Origin of the sequence: Streptomyces sp. NPDC101132, from assembly GCF_044759225.1 — a bacterium.
Taxonomy (GTDB): domain Bacteria; phylum Actinomycetota; class Actinomycetes; order Streptomycetales; family Streptomycetaceae; genus Streptomyces.
On record NZ_JBIVYX010000001.1, the window covers coordinates 861,087 to 881,893 of the forward strand.

The window sequence follows — 20,807 nt, forward strand, 5'->3', positions numbered from 1 at the left end:
GCGCGCCCCGCGCCCCCTGCGCCCGCCCCGCGCCACCCGCGCGCCGTCCCCGCGCCGTCCCCGCGCCGTCCCCCTCCGCCGCCCCTACGCCGGCCCGTGCCGCTCCGCGTGCGTGAGGGTCTCCCAGGCCACGAACAGCTCGTCCGTGCCCGCCGGCCGGGCGCGGTCCACCAGCCGCCGCGTGTACGGCAGCCGGGCTCCCGAGCGGCCCTCGTAGTGCGCCAGGGCCACCTCCAGGTCGGGCCCCATCGAGCGCTCGACCCGGCCTCCGCACAGCCAGGCCGGGGGCTTGTCGCCGAGCTGGTAGCGGGAGTGGAACTCCAGGGCGGCCTTGAGCCGTTCGGCCTCCTCGCCGTACAGGTCGACGCCCTGGTGCCAGGCGGTCTCGGCGATGTGCGCGGTGGCGGCCAGCGAGTACCCGACGTGCTTGAGGTTGCGGCAGGTCTCCTGGCCGAGCCCGTCCACGTACGTGCCCTGCCCGAACCAGTACGCCCTGACCTTCGCCCCCGTGTCCAGCGCGGTCCGGGCCGGGACCCGGGGCCGCTCCCCGTCGGACCTGAGGTAGAAGTACGCCGGCACGCGCGCCCGGAAGCGGTCCAGCGACTCCCCGAAGACCGTCTGGTCCTCCAGGAACACGGCGATCGCGATGGACGCGTCGGTCATCGCCAGCTCCCAGTTGCCGTTGAAGCCCGGCACCTGGTCGCGGACGGTCGTCAGGTACGCCTTGCGCAGCATCCACTTGAAGCGCTGCACCCGGGGGCCGGGCCAGCCCGGGTACCCCGCGTGCACGATGTCGGCGGCACGGGCCCAGGTGGAGCCGGCCCAGGCCGCCTGGAGGCCAGCGTTGTCGTCGGTGTGCCGCTTCATCACGGCCGACCAGGCGTCCATGATCTCGGCGGACTTCCGTGCGTACACGGCTTTGCCGGTGACGCCCCAGAGGAGGGCGTGCGTGTACGCGGCGATCGCGTCCTGCCGCTCCGCGACGCAGGCCGGGGGGCCGCCGTCGAAGGGGCACGCGACGGTCTCGGCGGGGTGCGGCACGTAGTCCAGGGAGGCGTACGGGCTCTTCAGCACCGCCTCGTACGCCGAGTTCCAGGGCTCCTCGCCCTGGGCGACCATGGCCTTGGCCCGGTCGAGCTGCGTGCGGCTGACGACCACCCCCGGATGGTGGAAGACCACGGCGGTGGGGGCGTCCGCGGCACGGTCCTCGGGGGCCGCGCAGGCGGCGAGCAGCAGGCCGGTCGCGAGCAGGCCGCCGAGCAGGCCGAGGCCCAGGGCCTGCCGTCCGGACCGGGCCGGGGCCGCGGGCGCCGGCGCCCGCCGTGTGGGTGCGTTCTGTGCAGACACGCTTTCACGGTTGCCCGGCGCCCGGCGTGCCGCACCGCTGGTTGCGCCGAACGGCCGCCGATCCCGCCCCCGCCCCCCTCACGGCGGGGGGCGGAAGCGGGACCTGGCGGGAGCGGGCCCCGGCGGGAGCGGGACCGGGAGGCCGGGCTCCCGCTACGGCGTGCCGGAGGGCCGTACGACCATGGCCGAGCCGCCGCCCCGCCGGGTGGTCTCGGCGGCGGCGAGCCAGCGGCCGTCGGGCAGCCGCTGCACACCGGTCGCCGCGCCGATCTCCGGGTTCTGCCGGAAGCCGTGGCCCAGCGCCTGGAGCTCGGCCCGCAGCGGGCTGTTCCACAGGCCGGGCTCCAGCTCGGTCGTGGTCTGGTTGCGCTGGCTGGCGCGCGGCGCCGCGATGGCGTCGACCAGCGGCAGGCCCCGGTCGAGGTGGCCGAGGAGGGTCTGGAGCACGGTGGTGATGATGGTGGCGCCACCCGGCGACCCGACGGCGAGCACCGGCCGGCCGTCGTCCAGCACGATGGTCGGGGACATGGACGAGCGCGGGCGCTTGCCCGGTCCGGGCAGGTTGGGGTCGGGCACGGACGGGCTGGCCGGCGCGAAGGAGAAGTCGGTCAGCTCGTTGTTGAGCAGGAAGCCGCGGCCCGGGACGGTGATGGCGCTGCCGCCGGTGGACTCGATGGTGAGGGTGTAGGAGACGACGTTGCCCCAGCGGTCGGCGACCGTCAGGTGCGTGGTGTTCTCGCCCTCGTAGGTGGTGGGCGCGGCCTGTCCCGAGGTGCCGCAGTCGGCGGGGTCCTCGGGGTCCCCGGGGGCGAGCGGGCTGGTGAGCACCGCGTCGTCCTCGATCAGGCAGCCCCGGGAGTCGGCGAACCGCTGGGAGAGCAGCCCGCGGGTGGGCACGTCCTCGAAGGCGGGGTCGCCGACCCAGCGGCCCCGGTCGGCGAAGGAGATCCGGGAGGCCTCGATGAAGCGGTGCAGGTACTGCGCCTCGCTCAGCTCGCCCACGTCGGAGCGCTCCAGGATGTTCAGCGCCTCGCCGACGGTGGTGCCGCCGGAGGAGGAGGGCGCCATGCTGTAGACGTCCAGGCCCCGGTAGCCGACCCGGGTGGGGGTCTGCGCCTTGGTGCGGTACGCGCGGAGGTCCCCGGCGGTCATGTCGCCGGCCCGGACCTTGCGGGTGGCGGCGGGGTCGACGGGGGGCCTGCGCACGGCCTCGACGATGTCGTCGGCGATCGGGCCGCGGTAGAGGGCGCCGGTGCCCTTGCGGGCGAGTTCGGCGTACGTGTCGGCGAGGTCGGGGTTCTTGAAGACGGTGCCGACCACGGGTGAGTCGCCGCCGGGCAGGAAGAGTTCGGCGGTGGCCGGGAAGTCCTTGAAACGGGCCTTGTTGGCCTCGGTCTGGGCGCGGAAGGTGGCGTCCACGGTGAAGCCGTCGCGGGCGAGCTTCTCGGCGGGGGCGAGGAGCCGGCCGAGGGAGCGGGTGCCCCAGTTGTCGAGGGCGGCCTTCCAGGTGGCGGGGGTGCCCGGGACGCCCACGCCGAGGCCGCTGGTCTGGCCCTCGGCGAACGGGATGGGGGTGCCGTTCTCCTGGAAGAGGTGCTCGTCCGCGGTCTGCGGGGCGGTCTCCCGGCCGTCGATGGTGTGCACCCTGCGGTGTCTGGCGTCGTAGTAGACGAAGTACCCGCCGCCGCCGATGCCGGCGGAGTAGGGCTCGGTGACGCCGAGGGCGGCCGCGGTGGCGACGGCGGCGTCGACGGCGTTGCCGCCGGACCTGAGCACGGCGATGCCGGCCGCGGAGGCGTCGGCGTCCACGCTGGCGACGGCGCCGCCGTACCCGGCGGCCACCGGTACCTTCTCCGGGGTGCCGGCGGCGGCCCGTACCGGGGTGGCGTCCGCGGAGCGGGCCGCGGTGCCGGCGGCGGCCCCGCCTCCCGGTGCGCGGTCGGGGCCCGCCGTGCCGGCCGCGACGACCGGGGCCGCGGCGGCCGCTCCGGTCAGGGCGGTGGCCAGGGCGAGCAGGGCTAACGTCCGTGCGGCGGACCGGGGCATCCGTACCTCCACTCAACGGGGTTTGGCGCAGCGTAACTTCACGATGTCCATCGCGTCAGGACAGCAACCCGCCAGGGTCGGGCCGGGTCGTCAGGCAATACCATCCCGCGCATGAACGATGACGTGCGCAACATCGTGCTCGGCGTGGCGGCGACCGCGCTGAGCGGTGGTCTCGGCTGGTTCGGGCGTACCTACCTGTGGCGGCGCAGGCTCCGCCGGAAGCAGGCCTTCTTCGGGCTGCCCACGGGGGCCGACTGCCTGTTCGTGGTCAACCGGCAGATGGGCGGTACCGACAGTTCGGTGCACCGGCACGACGCGTTCGCGCTGCTGGAGATATCGGCCCTGATCAAGGACTGCGGGGCGACGGTGCAGATCGTCACCCACGACGGTGCCCGGCAGGGCTTCGGCGAGCGCACCGAGTTCTGCGTGGGCGGGCCGGTGTCCAACGCCCGGACCACCGCGCACCTGGCGTCCATGCTGCCGGGGGTGGAGGTCGACCAGTCCACGGAGGAGGGCCCGGACCGGGGTGCGATCCGGGTCGGGGGCGAGACGTACCGGTGGGAGAAGAACACGTCGGAGTACGTGCTGCTCGCGCGGCTGACGACACCCGGGGGCATCCGTCCGGTGTTCCTGATCAGCGGTCAGACGGCGGTGAGCAACCAGGCGGCGGCCCGCTACCTGGCCCGGCACCACGAGGCGCTGGCCCGCAGGCACGGCAACCGCCCGTTCTGCCTGGTGCTGAAGGTGGTGAACTCCGCCGCGTACGGCCCGGACGTGACGGAGCTGGTCGCGGACGTCACGCAGGCGGCCCGGACACCCGCAGCGGCAGTCGCGTGATCCCGTTGATGAAGTTGGAGACCAGGCGGCGGGGCGGGCCGGTGAGTTCGGGCGCCGGCATGGCGGCGGCCCACTCCTCGTAGAGGACGCGCAGCTGGAGCCGGGCGAAGTGGGCGCCGAGGCAGACGTGCGGCCCGTCGCCGAAGGAGACGTGGGGGTTGGGCCGGCGGCCCAGGTCGAGCCGGTGGGGTGCGGTGAAGACCCGCTCGTCGTGGTTGGCGGAGGCGTGGAAGACCACCACCTTCTGGCCGGCCCGGATGGGGGTGCCGGCGAGTTCGGTGTCGGTGGCGGCGGTGCGGCGGAAGCTGAGCACCGGCGGGTGGGCGCGCAGCAGTTCGTCCACGGCGGTGGCCGGGTCGGCCGCGCCGGAGCGCAGCCGCTCGTACTCGGCGGGGTGGCCGGCGAGGGCGAGCAGTCCGCCGGGGGCGGCGCTGCGCACGGTGTCGTTGCCCGCGACGGTCAGCAGGAAGAAGAACATCTCCAGCTCGGGCCCGTCGAGGCCGGCCTCGGCGAGGGCGGTCATCAGGTCGTCGCCGGGGTGCTTTCGCTTGTGCGCGGCGAGCTCGCGGGCGTAGCCGAACATCTCGGCTAGGAGGGCGGGCGAGCGCGGGTTCAGGGGCTTGCCGTCGGGGCCGAGGCATGGGGCGGGGGCCTCGTCGGGGTCCTGGTAGCCGATGACGCGTACGGTCCACTCCAGCAGCAGGCCCCGGTCCGCGGCGGGTACGCCCATCAGGTCGGCCAGGTTGAGCAGGGCGTACTCGTCGGTGACGGTGCGGACCACGTCGGCGGTGCCGTCCTCGGCGTCCTCCTTGGCCCGGCGCAGCAGGCCGGCGGCGCGGGCGCGGACCCGGCCGGCGAAGGCGTCGACCCGGGCGGGGGTGAAGGCGCGGGAGACGACGCGGCGGAGCGTGCCGTGCCGGGGAGGGTCCTGGTTGAGCATGGTGCGGCGGATGAAGGGCAGGTCGGCCGGGTCGGGGTCGCGGATCTGGGTGGCGCCGAGGTACGAGGAGTAGGTGCGGGCGTCCTTGAGCACGCGGACCACGTCGGCGTGCCGGGTGACCGCCCAGAAGCCGGGCCCGGCGGGCCAGCCGAGGACCTCGGGCTCGGGCTGCCAGGCGACCGGGTGGTGGTCGCGGAGGGTCCGGTAGGCCGCGTGGGGCGGTCCGGCGGCGTAGACGCGCGGGTCGAACACGTCGGGCAGGTCGGCAGGGCCGGGCTGGTCCACGCGGGCTCCGTTCACGAGGCGGCTGGTGACCACCGTGGCCGGAGCGGGGGCCGGGGGCAAGGGTGCGGGGCGGGCCCGCCGTCCGGTCCCCCGGTCAGTACGAGGAGCGCCGTACCCGGCAGGTTTCCGCCTCCAGCGTGCCGTCGGTGCCGGTCAGGGTGACGGTGGCCTCGCGGCCCTGGGCCAGGTCCGTGGCGAGGGTGCACACCAGCTGCTGGCGGGCGGCCGCCGACAGCGGCCGGACCGGGATCCCGAGCGTCAGGCGGATGGCGGTGGACTCCGGCTCGCTCTCGCTGCCGGCCGCGCCGGCCCCGGTGCCGTCCTGGTCGATCCGCAGGCCCTCCAGGCGTTTGACGACCGGCAGCCCGGTGGTGAGGCCGGCCCCCTTCTCGCCGTCGGTGGGCCCGGCCATCAGCAGCCTGACCAGCGGGTCGGGCCCCAGCTTGTACTCCGCCGTGCCGGTCTCCATCCCGAACGGGTTGGAGCGGATGACCGGCGTCAGCTCCCCGTGCGGTCCGAGCAGGTACAGCAGGGGCCAGGTGCCGCGGGCGTCCGCGACGCCGATGCCGGCCGGGGCACCGGCCTCGATCACGTCCGTGCCCTGGATGCCGCAGCCCGCGGCCAGTACGGCGCAGGCCCCGGCGGCCAGCACGGCCCGGAGCCGCCGGACCGTCGGGAGCCGTCCGGCCCCGGGCCGTCCCGTGCGGGTCCTCGGTGTCCGGCGTTCCCTCACGCGCCCGCCTCCAGCGGCATCTCCACGGTGAACACGGCGCCGCCGGAGAGGGCGTTGGCCACCCGGACCGTCCCGCCGTGCAGCCGTACGTTCTCCATCGTGATGGCCAGTCCCAGACCGCTGCCCGCGGACCGGGTACGGGCCGAGTCGGCCTTGTAGAAGCGGTCGAAGATGTGCGGCAGCACCTCGGGGGCGATGCCGGGACCGCTGTCGGCGACCTCGGTGACCAGCCACATGCCGTCCTCGCGGGCCTCGGGGTACGCGCGGATGCGGACCGGTGCCCCGCCGTGCCGCAGGGCGTTGCCCACCAGGTTGGCGAGGACCACGTCGAAGCGGCGCGGGTCGAGCCGGGCCCGTACGCCGGGCGCCAGCTCGGTGTAGACCTGGGCGGGGTCGGTCCAGTGGCGGCGCCGGAGCGTGGCGTCGATGGCCTCGGCCACGTCGACGGTGTCGGGGTTGAGCTCGGCGGCGCGGGCGTCGAAGCGGGAGATCTCCATCAGGTCCTCGACGAGCACGGCCAGCTTGCCCGTCTCGGTGCTGACCAGGCGGACCGCGGCGGCGGTGTCGGGGTCGAGCTGTTCGGCGTCCTCGTCGAGCACCTCGGTGACGGCGAGCATGCCGGCCAGCGGGGTCCGCAGTTCGTGGGAGACGTCGGCGGCGAACCGGCGGGCCCGGGCCTCGGCCCGCTGGAGCTCCTCCACGGAGCGTTCGAGCTCCACGGCGGTCTCGTTGAAGGTGTGCGCGAGGTCGGCGAGTTCGTCGCTGCCCCTGACCTCGATGCGGGTGTCGAGCTTGCCGCGGCCCAGGTGGCGGGCCGCCTGGCGCAGGTCGCGGACCGGGCGCAGCACGCCGCGGGCGGCGAGCAGGGCCGGTACGAGCGCGATGGCGAGGGCGGGTACGGCGCCGTCGCGGGCGGCGCCGACCATCGCGGCGACCGTGCTCTCCTCGACGGAGAGCGGCATGGTGGCGTAGAAGACGAGGCCGCTGTCCTGCTGGACGCCGCTGTGGCCGAAGACGGCGGGCATGGCGACGGCCAGCATGGGGTGGCCGTCCTGGACGACCCGCTGGAAGGCGCCGTGCGGATGGGCCCTGACCTGGTCGCGGAGGGTGTCGGTGACGACCGTGGAGGTCTGTCCGTCGCCGTTGGAGGAGACGGTGAGGTCGCCGTACTCGGCGAAGACGGTCCAGGGGTGGGGCTTGCCCTTGCGGGCGATCTCCTGGACGACCGACTGGAGCGCGGGGAGCCTCGGCGGCAGCGTGGTGGTGAGGGCCTCCACCTGGTCGCGCAGGGTGGCGACGGCGGTGTCCTGGGTCTGCTTGAGCACGGCCGTGCGCGCCTGCCGGTAGGTGAGTGCGGCGGTGGTGCCGGCGCTGATCGCGGCCACCAGCAGGAACGCGGCGATGAGGCGGGTGCGCAGGCCCAGTCTGCCGGTCAGTCTCCTCACAGGGGGCCGAACCGGTATCCGAAGCCGCGCACGGTCTGTATGTAGCGGGGGCTGCCGGACTCGTCCTCGATCTTGTTGCGGAGGCGGCGTACGCAGGCGTCGACCAGCCGGGCGTCGGCGTGGTAGCTGTGCTCCCAGACGTACTCCAGGAGCTGCTGGCGGCTGAAGACCTGCTCGGGCGAGGCGGACAGGTGGAGCAGCAGCTTCAGTTCGCTGGGGGCGAGCGGGAGGCGTTCGCCGTTCTTGGCGACGGTCAGGCCGGCCCGGTCGATGGCCAGCTCGCCGTGGAAGTCGGTCTCGACGCGGGCGGCGGGGTCGTTGAGGCGGCGCAGCACGGCGCGGATGCGGGCCTCGATGACCTCGGTCCTGGCGGGCTTGACGATGTAGTCGTCCGCGCCGGCCTCCAGTCCGATGACGACGTCGAAGTCGTCGCCGCGGGCGGTGAGCATGATGATCGGCAGCTGGCTGGTCTCGCGGATCCGGCGGCAGACCTGGACCCCGTTCATGCCGGGCAGCATCAGGTCGAGGAGCACGAGGTCGGGGCGGAACTCGCCGAGGGCGGCGAGGCCGCCCTCGCCGGTCTCGGCGGCCCGGACCTCGTGGCCGCGGCGGCGCAGTCCGAGGCCGACCCCTTCCCGTACGGACGGGTCGTCCTCGATCAGCAGTACGCGTGGCATGGCGTCAGTATCCCAAGAGGTCGGGTGGCGGACGTCCGCCTATCGGCGGAGGCGCCCGCGGGCGGAGTCGAGCAGGTCGGTGATGGCGGTCACGCCCAGGGGGCGGGCGACCACGACGAGGGCGGCGCAGAAGGCGAGGGTTCCCGCGGCGAGGGCCGCGATGTCACCGAACCGGTCGGCGCCGCGGGCGGCCCAGGTGCCGGCGGCGGCGAGCACGCAGGCGGCGGTCAAACGCAGGTGTACGGCGAGGGTGGGCGACCGGAGCAGGCCGCGCCCGCCGAGCCGGCGGGAGAGCGTGTACGCGGTGACCGCGAAGCCGGCGAAGAGCGCGACGGAGTACGCCGCGGCCATGCCGGTGACGGCCCAGCGGGGCGGCAGCAGCAGGTAGGCGGCGGCGGACAGGCCGGCGTTCCCGGCGGCGATGACGAGGTTGAGGAAGAAGGGGGTGCGGGTGTCGGAGAGGGCGTAGAAGCCGCGGGAGAGCACGTACTGGCCGGAGAAGGCGATCAGGCCGGGCGCGAAGGCGGTCATGATGCCCGCCATCACGGCGATGTCGTCGGGTCCGGTGCGGCCGTACCCGAAGACGCTGCCCATGATCCACGGCGCGAGGGAGCCGAGCAGGAAGGCCGCGGGGACGATCACGGCCGCGCTGGAGCGCAGCGCGTACCCGACGTCGCGGCGGACGGCGGCGAGGTCGCCGTCGGCGGCGGCGGAGCTCATCCGCGGCATCAGGGCGGTGACCAGGGAGACGGTGACGATGCCCTGGGGGACCATCCAGATCAGGTAGGCGTTGCTGTACGCGGTGTAGCCCGCGCCGCCCGCGACGCCCTCGGCGACGGCGCGTACCCCGGTGGTGGTGGAGAGGCGGGTGACCACCCAGTAGGCGAGCTGGTTGGTGAGGACGAGGAGCACCAGCCAGCCGGCGTTGCGCAGGGGGCGGGCCAGCCCGCTGCCGCGCCAGTCGAACCGGGGGCGGAAGCGGAAGCCGGAGCGGCGCAGGGAGGGCAGCAGGGCGAGGGCCTGGACGACGATGCCGGCGGTGGTGCCCCAGCCCAGCAGGCGCAGCTCGGCGGCGGACAGGCCGGCGTCGGCGTCGTGGGCGACCGTGAGGTACAGCCCGAAGACGGCGATCACGACGATGTTGTTGAGGACCGGGGTCCACATCATGGCGCCGAACCGGCCGCGGGCGTTGAGCACCTGCCCGAGGAGGGTGAAGAGGCCGTAGAAGAGGATCTGCGGCAGGCAGTAGCGGGCGAGGGCGACGGTGAGGTCGGCCTGGGCGCCGGAGTAGTCGGCGTACGCCGCCACGAGCGCGGGCGCCGCGAGCACGGCGCCGGCGGTGAGGACGAGCAGTGCGGCGGTGCAGGCCGTCAGCAGCCGGTCGGTGTAGGCGGTCCCGCCGTCCTCGTGCTCCTTGGCGGCCCGGACCAGTTCCGGGACGAACACCGCGTTGAGGGCGCCGCCGATGAGGAGAATGTAGAGGATGTTGGGGACCGTGTTGGCCACCGCGTAGCCGTCGCCGAGCAGGCCGGTGCCGAGGGCGGCGACGACGACCGCGGAGCGGACGAAGCCCGTGGCGCGGGACACGACGGAGCCCGCGGCCATGAGCGCGCCGCTGCGCAGCACCGAGCCCTTGCGGGGTGCGGCGTGGGCGGGACCTCCCGGTCTGGTGACGGTGGCGCTCACCGGCGGGCCAGGTACGCCTGGAAGGCGCGGTACAGCGCGTGGTTGGCGGCTCCGGCCACGGGGATCTCCCACTCTCCGAGGGTTTCGACGACCTGCCCGCCGGTGCCGAGCTTCCAGCGCAGCAGCCCGTGGGAACGGTCTTCGGGGTCGAGGGTGGAGGGTACCCCGCGCATGTCGTATTCGTCCGCTCCGAGGGCATGTGCGTCGCACATCATGCGCCACTGCAGGGCGTTGCTGGGCCGTACCTCGCGCCGGTGGTCGGCGGAGGCGCCGGTCTGGTACCAGACCCGGCCGCCGGCCACGATCATGGTGTGGGCGGCGAGCACCTCGCCCTGGTGGACGGCGAGGTAGAGGCGCATGCGGCCGGATTCCTCGGCGTTCAGGACCTCGTACTGGCGCTGGTAGTAGGCGAGGGAGCGGCCGAGGCGGAAGCCGTCGCGGCGTTCGGTGATCTCCAGCAGCCGGTAGAACTCGGGCAGGTCGCCGGCGGTGCCGGTGACGGTCTGGACGCCCGCCTTGCCGGCCTTGCGGACGTTGCGGCGCCATTCCTGGTTGAGCCCGGACCACAGGTCGTCGAGGGAGCGGCCCTTGAGGGGGACGCGGAAGACGTGGCGGGGCTGGGCGTCGCCGTCGCTCTCGCCGCCGCAGCGCTGCCAGCCGCGGGAGCGGAGCCGGTCGGCGAGGGCGGCTCCGAGGGGGTCGACCTCGGTGGCGAGCACGTCGGATATCCGGCGGCCGGGTCCGGTGGCGGCTTTGAGCGTGGCGGCGTCCCAGCGGCGGTAGACCGGGGAAGGGCCCATGCGGACGGCGAACGCGCCCTGCCGGCGCAGGTGGCGCATCAGGGGGTCGAGCCAGCGGTCGATCGCGGGGTCGGACCAGTCGGCCACCGGCCCTTCCGGGAGGTAGGCGAAGTATTTGCGGGTGCCGGGGAATTGGCGATAGAGAACGAGAGCCGCGCCCACGATCTCGCCCGAGGGCAAGTGCCATCCGACCTTTTCCGAGCGCCACTGGTCCTTGACGTCCGCCCATGACGGGTACTGGAGGAAACTCGCGTCGCGGCGGGTGGCGAGGAACCACTGGTACTCGTCCGCGGTGAGGGTCCGGATCCGGAGCTCCCCGTTCTGCTGCCGCGGGTCGTCCGTGGTGACGAGCAGAGCGCACACGGCGGATTCCTTCCTCTGTGCCATCGGTGAACACTCAGGACTCTCACAGGAGTCCGTGACCGGACCGCGCGGCGAATGTGACCGGACGATGACCGTTCTGCTGCGGTCGACGTCACAACCGAAAGACCGATTTTTTCGGCGGAATCGGCAACCTAAAGTGCCTGGAGTCCGCTCTTCGTTTGCGGACATACACACCTGGGAGGGGTTTCCACCTTGAGCCGCACACGCCGTACCGCATCCCTGACGCGCCGCCACGTCCCGTTCGCGCGCGGCCGCCGGGCCGCGATCGCGGGGACCGCCGTCCTCGCCGCCGCGCTGACCGCCTGTTCGGGCGGCGCGGACGCCGGCGGCTCGGGCAAGGCCGCGATGAAGGACAAGGCCCCGATGGCCATCACGGTCAACCTGACCGGGGACAAGGCCAAGGCGGGCGAGCCGGTCACCGTGAAGGTGGCGGAGGGCCGGCTGACCTCCGTGAAGGTGACCGACGCCAAGGGCGGGGAGCTGACGGGGCAGATAGCCGCGGACGGCCGGAGCTGGACCTCGCAGCGGAACGCGTCGCCGGGCACCTCGTACAAGGTCGAGGCGAAGAACGACTCGAACGGCACGGCGGGCGCGCAGTTCACCACCGCGGCCGCGGACAAGGTCAACAAGATCACCATCTCGCCCCAGAAGGGCGGCACGTACGGGATCGCGCAGCCGATCTCGCTGGTCTTCGACAACCCGGTGAAGAACAAGGCCGAGGTGGAGAAGCAGCTGAAGGTCACCACCTCGAACAGCACCGAGGGGTCCTGGGGCTGGATGAAGGACTACTCGGGGCAGGACCGGGTGGACTGGCGGCCCAAGGAGTACTGGAAGCCGGGCACCGAGGTGAAGCTCCAGATGAACCTGAACGGCGTGGACTCCGGCCAGGGCGGCGGGTACTTCGTCCGCGACTACAACACGCACTTCTCGATCGGCAAGGACCAGCGGATCAAGGTGTCCCTGGACGACCACCGGCTGACGATGACCCGCGACGGCAGCGAGATCAAGCAGATCCCGATCTCGGCCGGCACCCCGGGCGGCAAGAAGGCCTCCTGGGAGGGCAAGCTGGTCGTGATGGCGAAGGAGGGCACCATCCGGATGGACTCCCAGACGGTGGGCCTGGGCGACGCGTACGACAAGATGGTCGACTACTCGATGCGGCTGACCTGGTCGGGCATGTACGCGCACGCCGCGCCCTGGAACTCCGCCAACTTCGGCCGCGCCAACACCAGCTCGGGCTGCGTGGGCATGAGCAACGCCAACGCCGCCGACTTCTACGCGGCCGTGCAGCCCGGCGACCCGTTCGAGGTGGTGGGCAGCGGTTCCAAGGGCAAGCCGGAGATCGGCAACGGGTACGGCGAGTGGAACGAGTCCTGGGCCGAGTGGACCGCCCGGAGCGCCCTGCACGGCTCCTGACGCCACCGACCTGCGTCTTCAGCCCCACGGGCGCGCAGCTGACCTTCTCCTCAGCCGGGGCCGATCCCTCGTACGTCTCGGTCCCGGTGCGCGAGCAGTGATCGCGGCTGGCGCCGGTGCGGCGAGGCCGTCTGCCCATCTCCTCCTGACCTGTGGCGCATCAGGGCCCAGCGCAAACTATCCAGCCCGGCACGGGACTTCGACTCAGACACGCATAAAGGAGACATTGCCCCTGCGGGGGTGCCTCGGGTCAGCCCTCGGAGGCCTCCGCGTACGCCTGGGACAGCTCGGGGGACCCCGTCATGGCCCAGGCGATCCCCGACTCGACCACGTTCAGCTCGCGCCCCGAGGCCAGCCGGATCACCGGCTGACCGCTGGGCCAGATGCGCCAGCCCGCACCCGGCACGGTACGGATGATCACCGTGCCGAGGTAGAGCCCCGCGTCGTTGCCGAGCCAGGGCGCCGCCTCCGGGTCCCGGCGCCAGCGGGGCAGCAGCTGGTCCAGCGCTTCCAGGGAGGCAGGGGTCTCGTCCAGTTCGAGGCCCGCGGAGGCCGCCTGCGCGCGCAGCAGTTCACACTCCGAGAGCAGCTCGACCACCCCCTCCGGGTCGTCCGCGAGGGCGGTCGCCAGGCCCGAACCCTGTCCGGTTTCGTGTCGCTTTCGCCAGTTGTCCAGGAAGGGGATGTTCATACCACCCAGCGTCGCACCCGTGTCCGCCCTTGGGCCATAGGCGCGCCTGAGCCGCCGCACCCGCTAGACGTCGAGGTCGACCACCACCGGAGCGTGGTCGGACGCGCCCTTGCCCTTGCGCTCCTCGCGGTCCACGTACGCGTCCTTGACGGCCCCGGCGAAGGCCGCGTTGCCGTACACCAGGTCGATGCGCATGCCGCGGTTCTTGGGGAACGCCAGCTGGCGGTAGTCCCAGTAGGTGTACGGGCGGTCGTACTTGAGCGGGCGCGGCACGACGTCCGAGAGGCCGGCGGCACGCAGTGCCTCCAGCGCGGCGCGCTCCGGCGGGGTGACGTGGGTGAGGCCGACGAAGGCCGCCGGGTCGAACACGTCCTCGTCGGTCGGCGCGACGTTGAAGTCGCCCATCACCGCGAACGGCCGCTCCCCCGCCGCGTCTTGGCCCACGGCCTTGGTCAGCGCGCGGAACCAGTCGAGCTTGTAGCCGTAGTGGTCGTGCTCGGGCTCCCGGCCGTTGGGCACGTACACCGACCAGACGCGGACCCCGCCGCAGGTGGCGGAGATGGCGCGGGGCTCCTGGACGCCCTCGTAGTCGGGGCCGTCGGCCAGCCCGGCCACCACGTCCTCCATGCCGACCTTCGAGAGCAGGGCCACGCCGTTCCACCGGCCGGTGGCGTTCACCGCGGAGTCGTACCCCAGTTCCCGCAGCTCGGCGTGCGGGAACTGGTCGGCGGAGCACTTGGTCTCCTGGATGCAGAGCACGTCGGTGCCGCTGCTCTCCAGCCAGGCCAGCAGCCGGGGCAGCCGAGCGGTGATCGAGTTCACGTTCCAGGTGGCGATGCGCATGTACCCCAACCTACCGCCCGGCTCGGACAGTCACCTTCCGGCGCGGTCCGGTCACGGCCCGCGCGGGCCGGTCACAGCTCGGTGGTGCCGCCCGGGCCGAGCCGTGTGTGGTCCGCGCCGCCGAGGGCGCCGATCTGGCCGTCGTAGATCGGGCGGGCGAGGTCCGCGAGGTAGGCGTCGTGGATGTCGATGGCCCGGCGCGGCTTCACCTCCCGCACGTAGTCGATCACTTCGGCGATCTTGTTCCAGGGGGCGTGGACGGGGAGCATCAGCGTGTCGACGGGCCGGTCCGGCACGGTGAGGGCGTCACCGGGGTGGAAGAGCGAGCCGTCCACCAGGAAGCCGACGTTCGTGATCCGCGGGATGTCCGGGTGGATCACGGCGTGCAGCTCGCCGTGGACCTGTACGTCGAACCCGGCGGCGGTGAAGGCGTCGCCGTGCCCGACCGTGTGCACCCGGCCCGGGTAGGCGGGCGACAGCCGCTCGGCGACGGACCGCAGGGTCCAGATCTCCGCCTCCGGGTTCGCCTCCAGGGCGGCCCGCAGCCGGCCCTCCTCGAAGTGGTCCGGGTGCTCGTGCGTGACCAGCAGGGCGTCGGCGCCCAGGCCCGCGTCGGGCTCGCTGAAGGCGCCCGGGTCGATGACGAGCGTCCGCCCGTCCTTCTCCACCGTGACGCAGGAGTGCCGCAGTTTGGTGAGCTTCATGGGGACATCTTGGCCCGGGTCAGGGCGTCGCGGTGGAGACCACGTACACCCGGGCCGAGTTCGGGTCGGTGAAGTCGACCGTGATGTCCTGGGTGGGGCGCGGGTCGGGCTGCTCGTGGGTGGTGCCCTGCCAGGTGCGGTCCGCGGGGAACTTCCAGCCGGCCACCGTGGCGTCCTTGCCGCCGACGGTCACGCCGGGCTTCAGGGCGGCGCGGCTGGTGCCGGTCTCCGCCAGGAAGGTGTCCAGGTCGGCGTGGGTGACGGTGAAGGCGACGTACAGGCGGCTGGTGCGCCAGTTGTTCGTCTCGTAGAAGCGGACGCTCCACGCCCGGTCCGGCACCGGCACCTCGTAGATGCTGCGCTGCACGCGGGACGGCCAGCCGGCCCTGACCTGGGTCGCGGCGGCCTTGGCGGCCTTGTCGCGGCCGCTGCTGCGGCTCTGCTCGGCGGAGATCGCCAGGTAGCCGGCCGGGACGCCGATGAGCAGCACGATGATGATCGCGGTCAGCCAGCGGCGCCTGATCACGTGGCGGCGGTCCTCGACGGGCTTGGCGGCGCTCTCGGGGGCCGGGGCCTGGCGGGGCAGGGTGGGCGTCACTGCTGGTCCTCGGGGGTCTTGCCGGTGGGGCGGGTGCCGAACGCACCGCCGGGGCTGAAGAGGCGGCCGGTCTGCGCGTAGCGCTCGTACCGCTCGACGCGGCGGCGGTTGGCCCGGCGGAACCGGCGGGCCACCAGCCGGGCCAGGTCGGCGGCGCCGACCATGCCGGCCTCGGGTCCCAGCTGGGCCTTGGCGATCCGGGCCTCGGGCCGGTAGCCGCGGCCGGTCAGGTGGCGCCGGAACGCGTCCCGGGCCGGGCCGATGAGCAGGTCGTCGGCCGCGCTGACGCCGCCGCCGATGACGAAGCAGGAGGGGTCGAGGGCGGCGGCGAGGTTGGCGATGCCGACGCCGAGCCACTGGCCGATGTCCTGGAGCAGCTCGACGCACATGGCGTCGCCCTCGCGGGCCAGCTCGGTGATGAGCGGCCCGGTGATCTCCGGGACGTTGCCCTGGACGCGGTCGATGATGTTGTACGCGACCGGGGAGTCGGCGGCCGCCAGCTCGCGGGCCTCGCGGACCAGGGCGTTGCCGGAGCTGTACTGCTCCCAGCAGCCGCGGTTGCCGCAGGGGCACCGGTGGCCGCCGGGCACGACCTGCATGTGGCCGAACTCGCCCGCGACGCCGAACTTGCCCCGCTTGACCTGGCCGTCCTCCAGGATGGCGCCGCCGATGCCGGTGCCCAGGGTGATCATCACCAGGTGGTCCTCGCCCCGGCCGGCGCCGAACCGCCACTCGGCCCAGGCCGCCGTGTTGGCGTCGTTGTCGACCATGACGGGTACGGCCAGCCGGGACTGGAGGGCGTCGCGCAGCGGCTCGTCGCGCCAGGCCAGGTGGGGGGCGAACAGGACGCGGGAGCGGTTGGCGTCGACCCAGCCGGCCGCGCCGATGCCGACGGCGTGCACGTCGTGCCGGTCGGAGAGGTCCAGGACCAGCTCGACGATGGTGTCCTCGACGACCTTGGGGCTCTTGGACTTGTCGGGGGTCTCGGTGCGCAGCTTCTCCAGGATCACGCCGTCGGCGTCGACGACCCCGGCCATGACCTTGGTGCCGCCGATGTCGATGCCGACCGTGGGGACGCGCGGGGCGGTCAGGTGGGACCTGCGCTCCCGGGACCCGACGGTCCGCAGGACGGTGCCCCGCGCCGCGCCGCGGTGGGCGAGCGTGAAGTCCCGGTACGTGCTCATCGCGTGCTGGTGTCCCTCAGTGGTCGGGGGTGGCGGGTGTGGTGGCGGTGTCCTCGGGGGGCTGCCGTGCCCCGTGGGGCGCCGGTCCCCTGTCTGCCGATTCTGCCACCCGCTCCAGTTCGTGGCTCAGTTCCTCGAGCTCCGATCCGCCCGCCATCTGGCGGGTCAGCTCGTCCAGGGTGATGGAGTCGCGGGTGTGGCTGCCGGCCATGGTGCCGCGTTTCAGCAGCACGAAGCGGTCCCCGACGAGGTGGGCGTGGTGCGGGTTGTGGGTGATGAGGACCACGCCGAGACCCGCGTCACGGGCGGCGGCGACGTACTTCAGCACGACCCCGGACTGCTTGACGCCGAGGGCCGCCGTGGGCTCGTCCAGGACCAGCACCTTCGCCCCGAAGTGGACCGCGCGGGCGATGGCCACGCACTGCCGCTCGCCGCCCGAGAGGGTGCCGATGGGCTGGTCGACGTCACGCAGGTCGATGCCCATGCGCAGCAGCTCGGACCGGGTGGTCTCCCGCATCAGGGCGGTGTCGAGGCGGCGGAAGGGGCCCCGGCCCTTCGTGGGCTCGGATCCGAGGAAGAAGTTGCGCCATACGGGCATGAGGGGGACCACGGCCAGGTCCTGGTAGACGGTGGCGATGCCCCGGTCGAGCGCGGCGCGGGGGTTGGCCAGGCGGGTCTCCTCGCCCTCGATCCTGAAGGAGCCGGCGTCGTGCTGGTGCAGACCCGCGATGATCTTGATGAGGGTGGACTTGCCGGCCCCGTTGTCGCCGAGCACACAGGTGATCTCGCCCGCCGAGACCTCCAGGGAGACGTCGTCGAGGGCGCGGATGTTGCCGTAGTGCTTGCCGACCCGGTCCAGTTCGATGAGCGCGGTCACTTGCTCGCCTCCGCCCGCGTGCGCACCCAGGCGTTGAGCAGGGTGGCGAGGAGCAGCATGGCACCCAGGAAGAACTTGAACCAGTCGGGGTTCCACTGGGCGTACACGATGCCGTTGCTGGTCATGCCGAAGATGAAGGCTCCCACGGCGGAGCCGATGGCCGAGCCGTAGCCGCCGGTCATCAGGCAGCCGCCGATCACGGCCGCGATGATGTAGAGGAACTCGTTGCCGACCCCCTCGCCCGACTGGACGACGTCGAACGAGAAGAGGATGTGCTGGCCGGAGATCCAGGCGCAGAGCGCGACGCCCATGTAGAGGCCGATCCGGGTCTTGACCACGGGGACGCCCACGGCGCGGGCGGCCGGCGCGCCGCCGCCCACCGCGAAGATCCAGTTCCCGGCCCTGGTGCGCAGCAGGATCCAGGTGGCGAGGGCCACCAGGCCCAGCCACCACAGGATGGTGATCTTGAGGGTGACGCCGCCCACGTCCCACTGGGAGGCGAAGACGGCGCGGGCGGAGGGGAAGCCCTCCATGTCGGCGATGGACTTCGTGGAGACGGCACCGCTGATCAGCTTGGTGAAGCCGAGGTTCAGACCGGTCAGCATCAGGAAGGTGCCGAGGGTGATGATGAAGCTCGGCAGTCCGGTGCGGGTCAGCATGAACCCGTTGAAGAAGCCGATGGCCAGGGTGACCAGCAGCGAGACCCCGACGCCCACCCAGACGTTCGCGGTCATCTGGTAGCTGAACATCGAGGACACCAGCGCCGCGGTGGTGACCATCACGCCGGCCGAGAGGTCGAACTCGCCGCCGATCATCAGCAGCGCCACCGGCACGGCCATGATCCCGATCGTGGAGGCCGAGTACAGGATCGTGCTCAGGCTGCTGGCCTGCAGGAAGGTGTCCGCGGCGAAGGAGAAGAAGACGAAGACCGCGGCGGCGCCGACCACCGCGCCCAGCTCGGGCCGGGTGAGGAGCCTGCGTACGAGGGAGACGTGCGCCAGGCGCTCGTCCGCGGCGGCACTGCTCATCGGGTGCCCCGCTGGATGTACTCGGTGAGCTTCGCGGCGTCGGTGGCGTCCACGATCTGCGGGCCGGTCAGCACCGGCCGGCCGCCGCCGAGCACGTCCGCGTTGTAGCGGTAGAGCCAGAGCAGGTCCACGGCCTCGTACCCCTGGAGGTACGGCTGCTGGTCGACGGCGAAGCCGAGGCTGCCGTCCTTGAGGCCGGCCGCGACCTGCGGGTTCAGGTCGAAGGTGTCGACCTCCGCCTTGCTGCCGGCCGCCTGCCGCGCCTTGACCGCGGTGGCCGCGAAGGGCGCGCCGAGGGTGACGACGGCGTCGACGGACGGGTCGGCCTGGAGCTTGGCCTGGACCGCCGCCTGGACGGAGGGCATGTTGGTGCCCTCGACGTACAGGTTCTCCAGGGTGCCGCCGAAGGTCTTCTCGGCCCCGGCGCAGCGCTGCTCGTGGCCGACGTTGCCCTGTTCGTGCAGCACGCAGACGGCCTTCTTGCGGCCCCGCTTCGTCAGCTCGGTGCCCACGGCCTCGCCGGCGATGGTCTCGTCCTGGCCGATGTGGGTGAGGGCGCCGTACTCCTGGGACTGGGCGGAGCCCGAGTTCACCGTGATCACGGGGATGCCGGCCCGGACCGCCTTGCCGACGACGTCCTTGAGGGCCTCGGGCTTGGCCAGGGAGACGATCAGGCCGTCGACCTTCTGGTCGATCGCGTTCTGGACGAACTGGGCCTGCTGCTGCGCCTGGTCGTCGTGGGAGTAGACGAAGTTGATGTTGTCCTTGGCGGCCGCCTCCTTGGCGCCCTTCTGCACGATGTCCCAGAAGGTGTCGCCGTCCCCCGCGTGCGTGACCATCGCGAAGGTCCAGCGCGGGGTGGACACGGCCGGCCGCCCGGCCGCAGCCGCCTTACGGGCCTCCTCGGCGCGCTTCCCGCCCGTACTGCTGCACCCCGCGAGGGAGGCCCCCAGCACCGTCGCGAGCAGCACGCCCGCGATCCGCGCCCCTGTACCGATCCTGGCCACGTCGCCGCGCCCTTCCCTTCCCTGGTTCCTGGTGTTCCGCCGCGCCGTGGGTACGGCGCGGCGCCTTCCCGTACACCGCTGCAATCCGGTCAAACCGGTGCCAGCCGCCCAAGTATCCGCCACCGGGTGGCCCGCGGCCGTCATCGGGTCGGGGCGGGGCGAAGGGCGCGGTGGGAACGGACGAGACATTGACAGGCGGACCGGCCGGGGCCACGTTGAATCCATGCGTATCGGGCTGATCGGAACCGGCCGGATCGGTACCTTCCACGCGGCGGCGCTCAGCAGGCACCCCCAGGCGGGGTCGCTGCTGCTGGCCGACGCCGAACCGGCGCGGGCCGCGGCCCTCGCCGACCGGCTGGGCGCCACCGCCGCGCCCACCGTGGACGCCGTGTTCACCTGGGGCGTGGACGCCGTGGTGATCGCCTGCTCCACCGCCGCGCACGCCGGGCTGATCGTGCGGGCCACCCGGGCCGGGCTGCCGGTGTTCTGCGAGAAGCCGGTGGCGGCCGACCTGGCCGGGACGCTGGAGGCGCTGTACGAGGTGTCGGCCGCGGGCGGGGTGCTCCAGCTGGGCTTCATGCGGCGCTTCGACGCGGGCTACCGGACCGCCCGGGAGCTGGTGCGCTCCGGGGCGCTGGGCCGGCTGCACACCGTGCGGACGATGACCGCGGACCCCGCTCCCCCGCCGCCCGGGTACCTGCCGACCTCCGGAGGTCTGTACCGCGACTGCCTGGTGCACGACTTCGACATGGTGCGCTGGGTGACCGGGCGGGAGGTCGTCGAGGTGTACGCGACCGGTTCGGACGCCGGGCCGCCGGCCTTCCGGGAGGCGGGCGACGTCGACACGGCGGCGGCCCTGCTCACGCTCGACGACGGGACGCTGGTGACCGCCACGGGCACCCGCTGCAACGGCGCCGGGTACGACGTCCGGATGGAGCTGGCCGGCGAGCTGGACCAGGTGTCGGCCGGGCTGGACGACCGGACGCCGATCGCCTCGACGGAGCCGCTGGGCCCTCCGCCGGCGCGCAAGCCCTGGACCGGCTTCCTGGAGCGGTTCGCGCCGGCGTACGAGGCGGAGCTGGACGCGTTCGTCCGGCTGGTGCGCGGCGAGGGGCCGAACCACTGCCCGGGCGGCGAGGGGCTGGCGGCGCTGCGGATCGCGGAGGCCTGTGAGCTGTCGCGGCGCGAGCGGCGGCCGGTGGCGCTGCCGGAGATCGCCTCGGTGCGTCCGTCGGCCGCTGCCTGAGGCGGGCGCCGGCGGGCCTTCGGGGGCCGGCGG

19 protein-coding genes are annotated in these 20,807 nt (G+C 73.3%); 3 read left to right on the forward strand and 16 right to left on the reverse strand.

All coding sequences use genetic code 11. The features are described from left to right. Positions 1 to 84: 84 nt before the first annotated feature. Positions 85 to 1,347 (reverse strand): alginate lyase family protein, encoded by a 1,263-nt coding sequence (locus ACIQUR_RS03845; protein ID WP_403657671.1) that lies wholly within the window; start codon positions 1,345 to 1,347, stop codon positions 85 to 87. Between the two features lie 153 nt (positions 1,348 to 1,500). Beyond that, a complete protein-coding gene (gene ggt, locus ACIQUR_RS03850) occupies positions 1,501 to 3,393 on the reverse strand; it encodes a gamma-glutamyltransferase (protein WP_403657674.1) in 1,893 nt (630 codons plus the stop codon). 111 nt (positions 3,394 to 3,504) lie between these two features. On the opposite strand from ggt, the gene ACIQUR_RS03855 reads away from it, so the two are divergent. Then, positions 3,505 to 4,230: a hypothetical protein gene (locus ACIQUR_RS03855; RefSeq protein WP_403657677.1), complete on the forward strand. Its 726-nt coding sequence runs from the start codon at positions 3,505 to 3,507 to the stop codon at positions 4,228 to 4,230. Here ACIQUR_RS03855 and ACIQUR_RS03860 read toward each other — a convergent pair. From ACIQUR_RS03860 to ACIQUR_RS03885, 6 genes are all read right to left on the reverse strand, one after another. Further along, positions 4,190 to 5,455 carry a cytochrome P450 gene (locus ACIQUR_RS03860; protein ID WP_403657680.1) on the reverse strand — a complete coding sequence of 422 codons (1,266 nt, stop codon included), beginning with the start codon at positions 5,453 to 5,455 and terminating at the stop codon, positions 4,190 to 4,192. The two genes, ACIQUR_RS03855 and ACIQUR_RS03860, sit on opposite strands and share 41 nt — an antisense overlap. A gap of 94 nt (positions 5,456 to 5,549) precedes the next feature. After that, positions 5,550 to 6,107 carry a hypothetical protein gene (locus ACIQUR_RS03865; protein ID WP_403657683.1) on the reverse strand — a complete coding sequence of 186 codons (558 nt, stop codon included), beginning with the start codon at positions 6,105 to 6,107 and terminating at the stop codon, positions 5,550 to 5,552. 77 nt (positions 6,108 to 6,184) lie between these two features. Then, entirely contained in the window at positions 6,185 to 7,633 is a 1,449-nt protein-coding gene (locus tag ACIQUR_RS03870) for an ATP-binding protein (RefSeq protein WP_403657686.1), read from the reverse strand. Beyond that, on the reverse strand, positions 7,630 to 8,310 hold the full coding sequence (locus tag ACIQUR_RS03875; RefSeq protein ID WP_399940932.1) for a response regulator: 681 nt from the start codon (positions 8,308 to 8,310) through the stop codon (positions 7,630 to 7,632). The genes ACIQUR_RS03870 and ACIQUR_RS03875 overlap by 4 nt, the downstream gene beginning before the upstream one ends. Before the next feature lie 39 nt (positions 8,311 to 8,349). Then, positions 8,350 to 9,996 (reverse strand): murein biosynthesis integral membrane protein MurJ, encoded by a 1,647-nt coding sequence (gene murJ / locus ACIQUR_RS03880; RefSeq protein ID WP_403657689.1) that lies wholly within the window; start codon positions 9,994 to 9,996, stop codon positions 8,350 to 8,352. Continuing rightward, positions 9,993 to 11,159, reverse strand: a complete 1,167-nt coding sequence (locus tag ACIQUR_RS03885; RefSeq protein WP_403657692.1) for a lipid II:glycine glycyltransferase FemX — start codon at positions 11,157 to 11,159, stop codon at positions 9,993 to 9,995. The genes murJ and ACIQUR_RS03885 overlap by 4 nt, the downstream gene beginning before the upstream one ends. Before the next feature lie 213 nt (positions 11,160 to 11,372). Between ACIQUR_RS03885 and ACIQUR_RS03890 the strand changes: the two genes are divergently transcribed. Continuing rightward, a complete protein-coding gene (locus ACIQUR_RS03890) occupies positions 11,373 to 12,596 on the forward strand; it encodes an Ig-like domain-containing protein (protein ID WP_403657695.1) in 1,224 nt (407 codons plus the stop codon). Positions 12,597 to 12,846: 250 nt separating this feature from the next. Here the strand turns inward: ACIQUR_RS03890 and ACIQUR_RS03895 are convergent, their stop codons facing one another. From ACIQUR_RS03895 to ACIQUR_RS03930, 8 genes are all read right to left on the reverse strand, one after another. After that, positions 12,847 to 13,287: a DUF6278 family protein gene (locus tag ACIQUR_RS03895; protein WP_403657698.1), complete on the reverse strand. Its 441-nt coding sequence runs from the start codon at positions 13,285 to 13,287 to the stop codon at positions 12,847 to 12,849. Between the two features lie 63 nt (positions 13,288 to 13,350). After that, entirely contained in the window at positions 13,351 to 14,130 is a 780-nt protein-coding gene (locus ACIQUR_RS03900) for an exodeoxyribonuclease III (protein ID WP_403657701.1), read from the reverse strand. A gap of 71 nt (positions 14,131 to 14,201) precedes the next feature. Then, entirely contained in the window at positions 14,202 to 14,834 is a 633-nt protein-coding gene (locus ACIQUR_RS03905) for an MBL fold metallo-hydrolase (RefSeq protein ID WP_403657704.1), read from the reverse strand. A 19-nt stretch (positions 14,835 to 14,853) separates the two neighbouring features. Continuing rightward, a complete protein-coding gene (locus tag ACIQUR_RS03910; RefSeq protein WP_403657707.1) occupies positions 14,854 to 15,432 on the reverse strand; it encodes a hypothetical protein in 579 nt (192 codons plus the stop codon). Then, positions 15,429 to 16,616 carry an ROK family glucokinase gene (locus tag ACIQUR_RS03915; protein ID WP_403657710.1) on the reverse strand — a complete coding sequence of 396 codons (1,188 nt, stop codon included), beginning with the start codon at positions 16,614 to 16,616 and terminating at the stop codon, positions 15,429 to 15,431. Before ACIQUR_RS03915 ends, ACIQUR_RS03910 begins: the two co-directional genes overlap by 4 nt. A gap of 16 nt (positions 16,617 to 16,632) precedes the next feature. Further along, positions 16,633 to 17,493 carry an ATP-binding cassette domain-containing protein gene (locus ACIQUR_RS03920; protein ID WP_403657713.1) on the reverse strand — a complete coding sequence of 287 codons (861 nt, stop codon included), beginning with the start codon at positions 17,491 to 17,493 and terminating at the stop codon, positions 16,633 to 16,635. Continuing rightward, positions 17,490 to 18,521, reverse strand: coding sequence for an ABC transporter permease (locus tag ACIQUR_RS03925; RefSeq protein WP_403657716.1), 1,032 nt, complete (start codon positions 18,519 to 18,521; stop codon positions 17,490 to 17,492). The genes ACIQUR_RS03920 and ACIQUR_RS03925 overlap by 4 nt, the downstream gene beginning before the upstream one ends. Next, positions 18,518 to 19,528: a sugar ABC transporter substrate-binding protein gene (locus tag ACIQUR_RS03930; protein WP_403657719.1), complete on the reverse strand. Its 1,011-nt coding sequence runs from the start codon at positions 19,526 to 19,528 to the stop codon at positions 18,518 to 18,520. The genes ACIQUR_RS03925 and ACIQUR_RS03930 overlap by 4 nt, the downstream gene beginning before the upstream one ends. 223 nt (positions 19,529 to 19,751) lie before the next feature. Between ACIQUR_RS03930 and ACIQUR_RS03935 the strand changes: the two genes are divergently transcribed. Beyond that, positions 19,752 to 20,774 carry a Gfo/Idh/MocA family oxidoreductase gene (locus ACIQUR_RS03935; RefSeq protein WP_403657722.1) on the forward strand — a complete coding sequence of 341 codons (1,023 nt, stop codon included), beginning with the start codon at positions 19,752 to 19,754 and terminating at the stop codon, positions 20,772 to 20,774. Positions 20,775 to 20,807 lie beyond the last annotated feature (33 nt).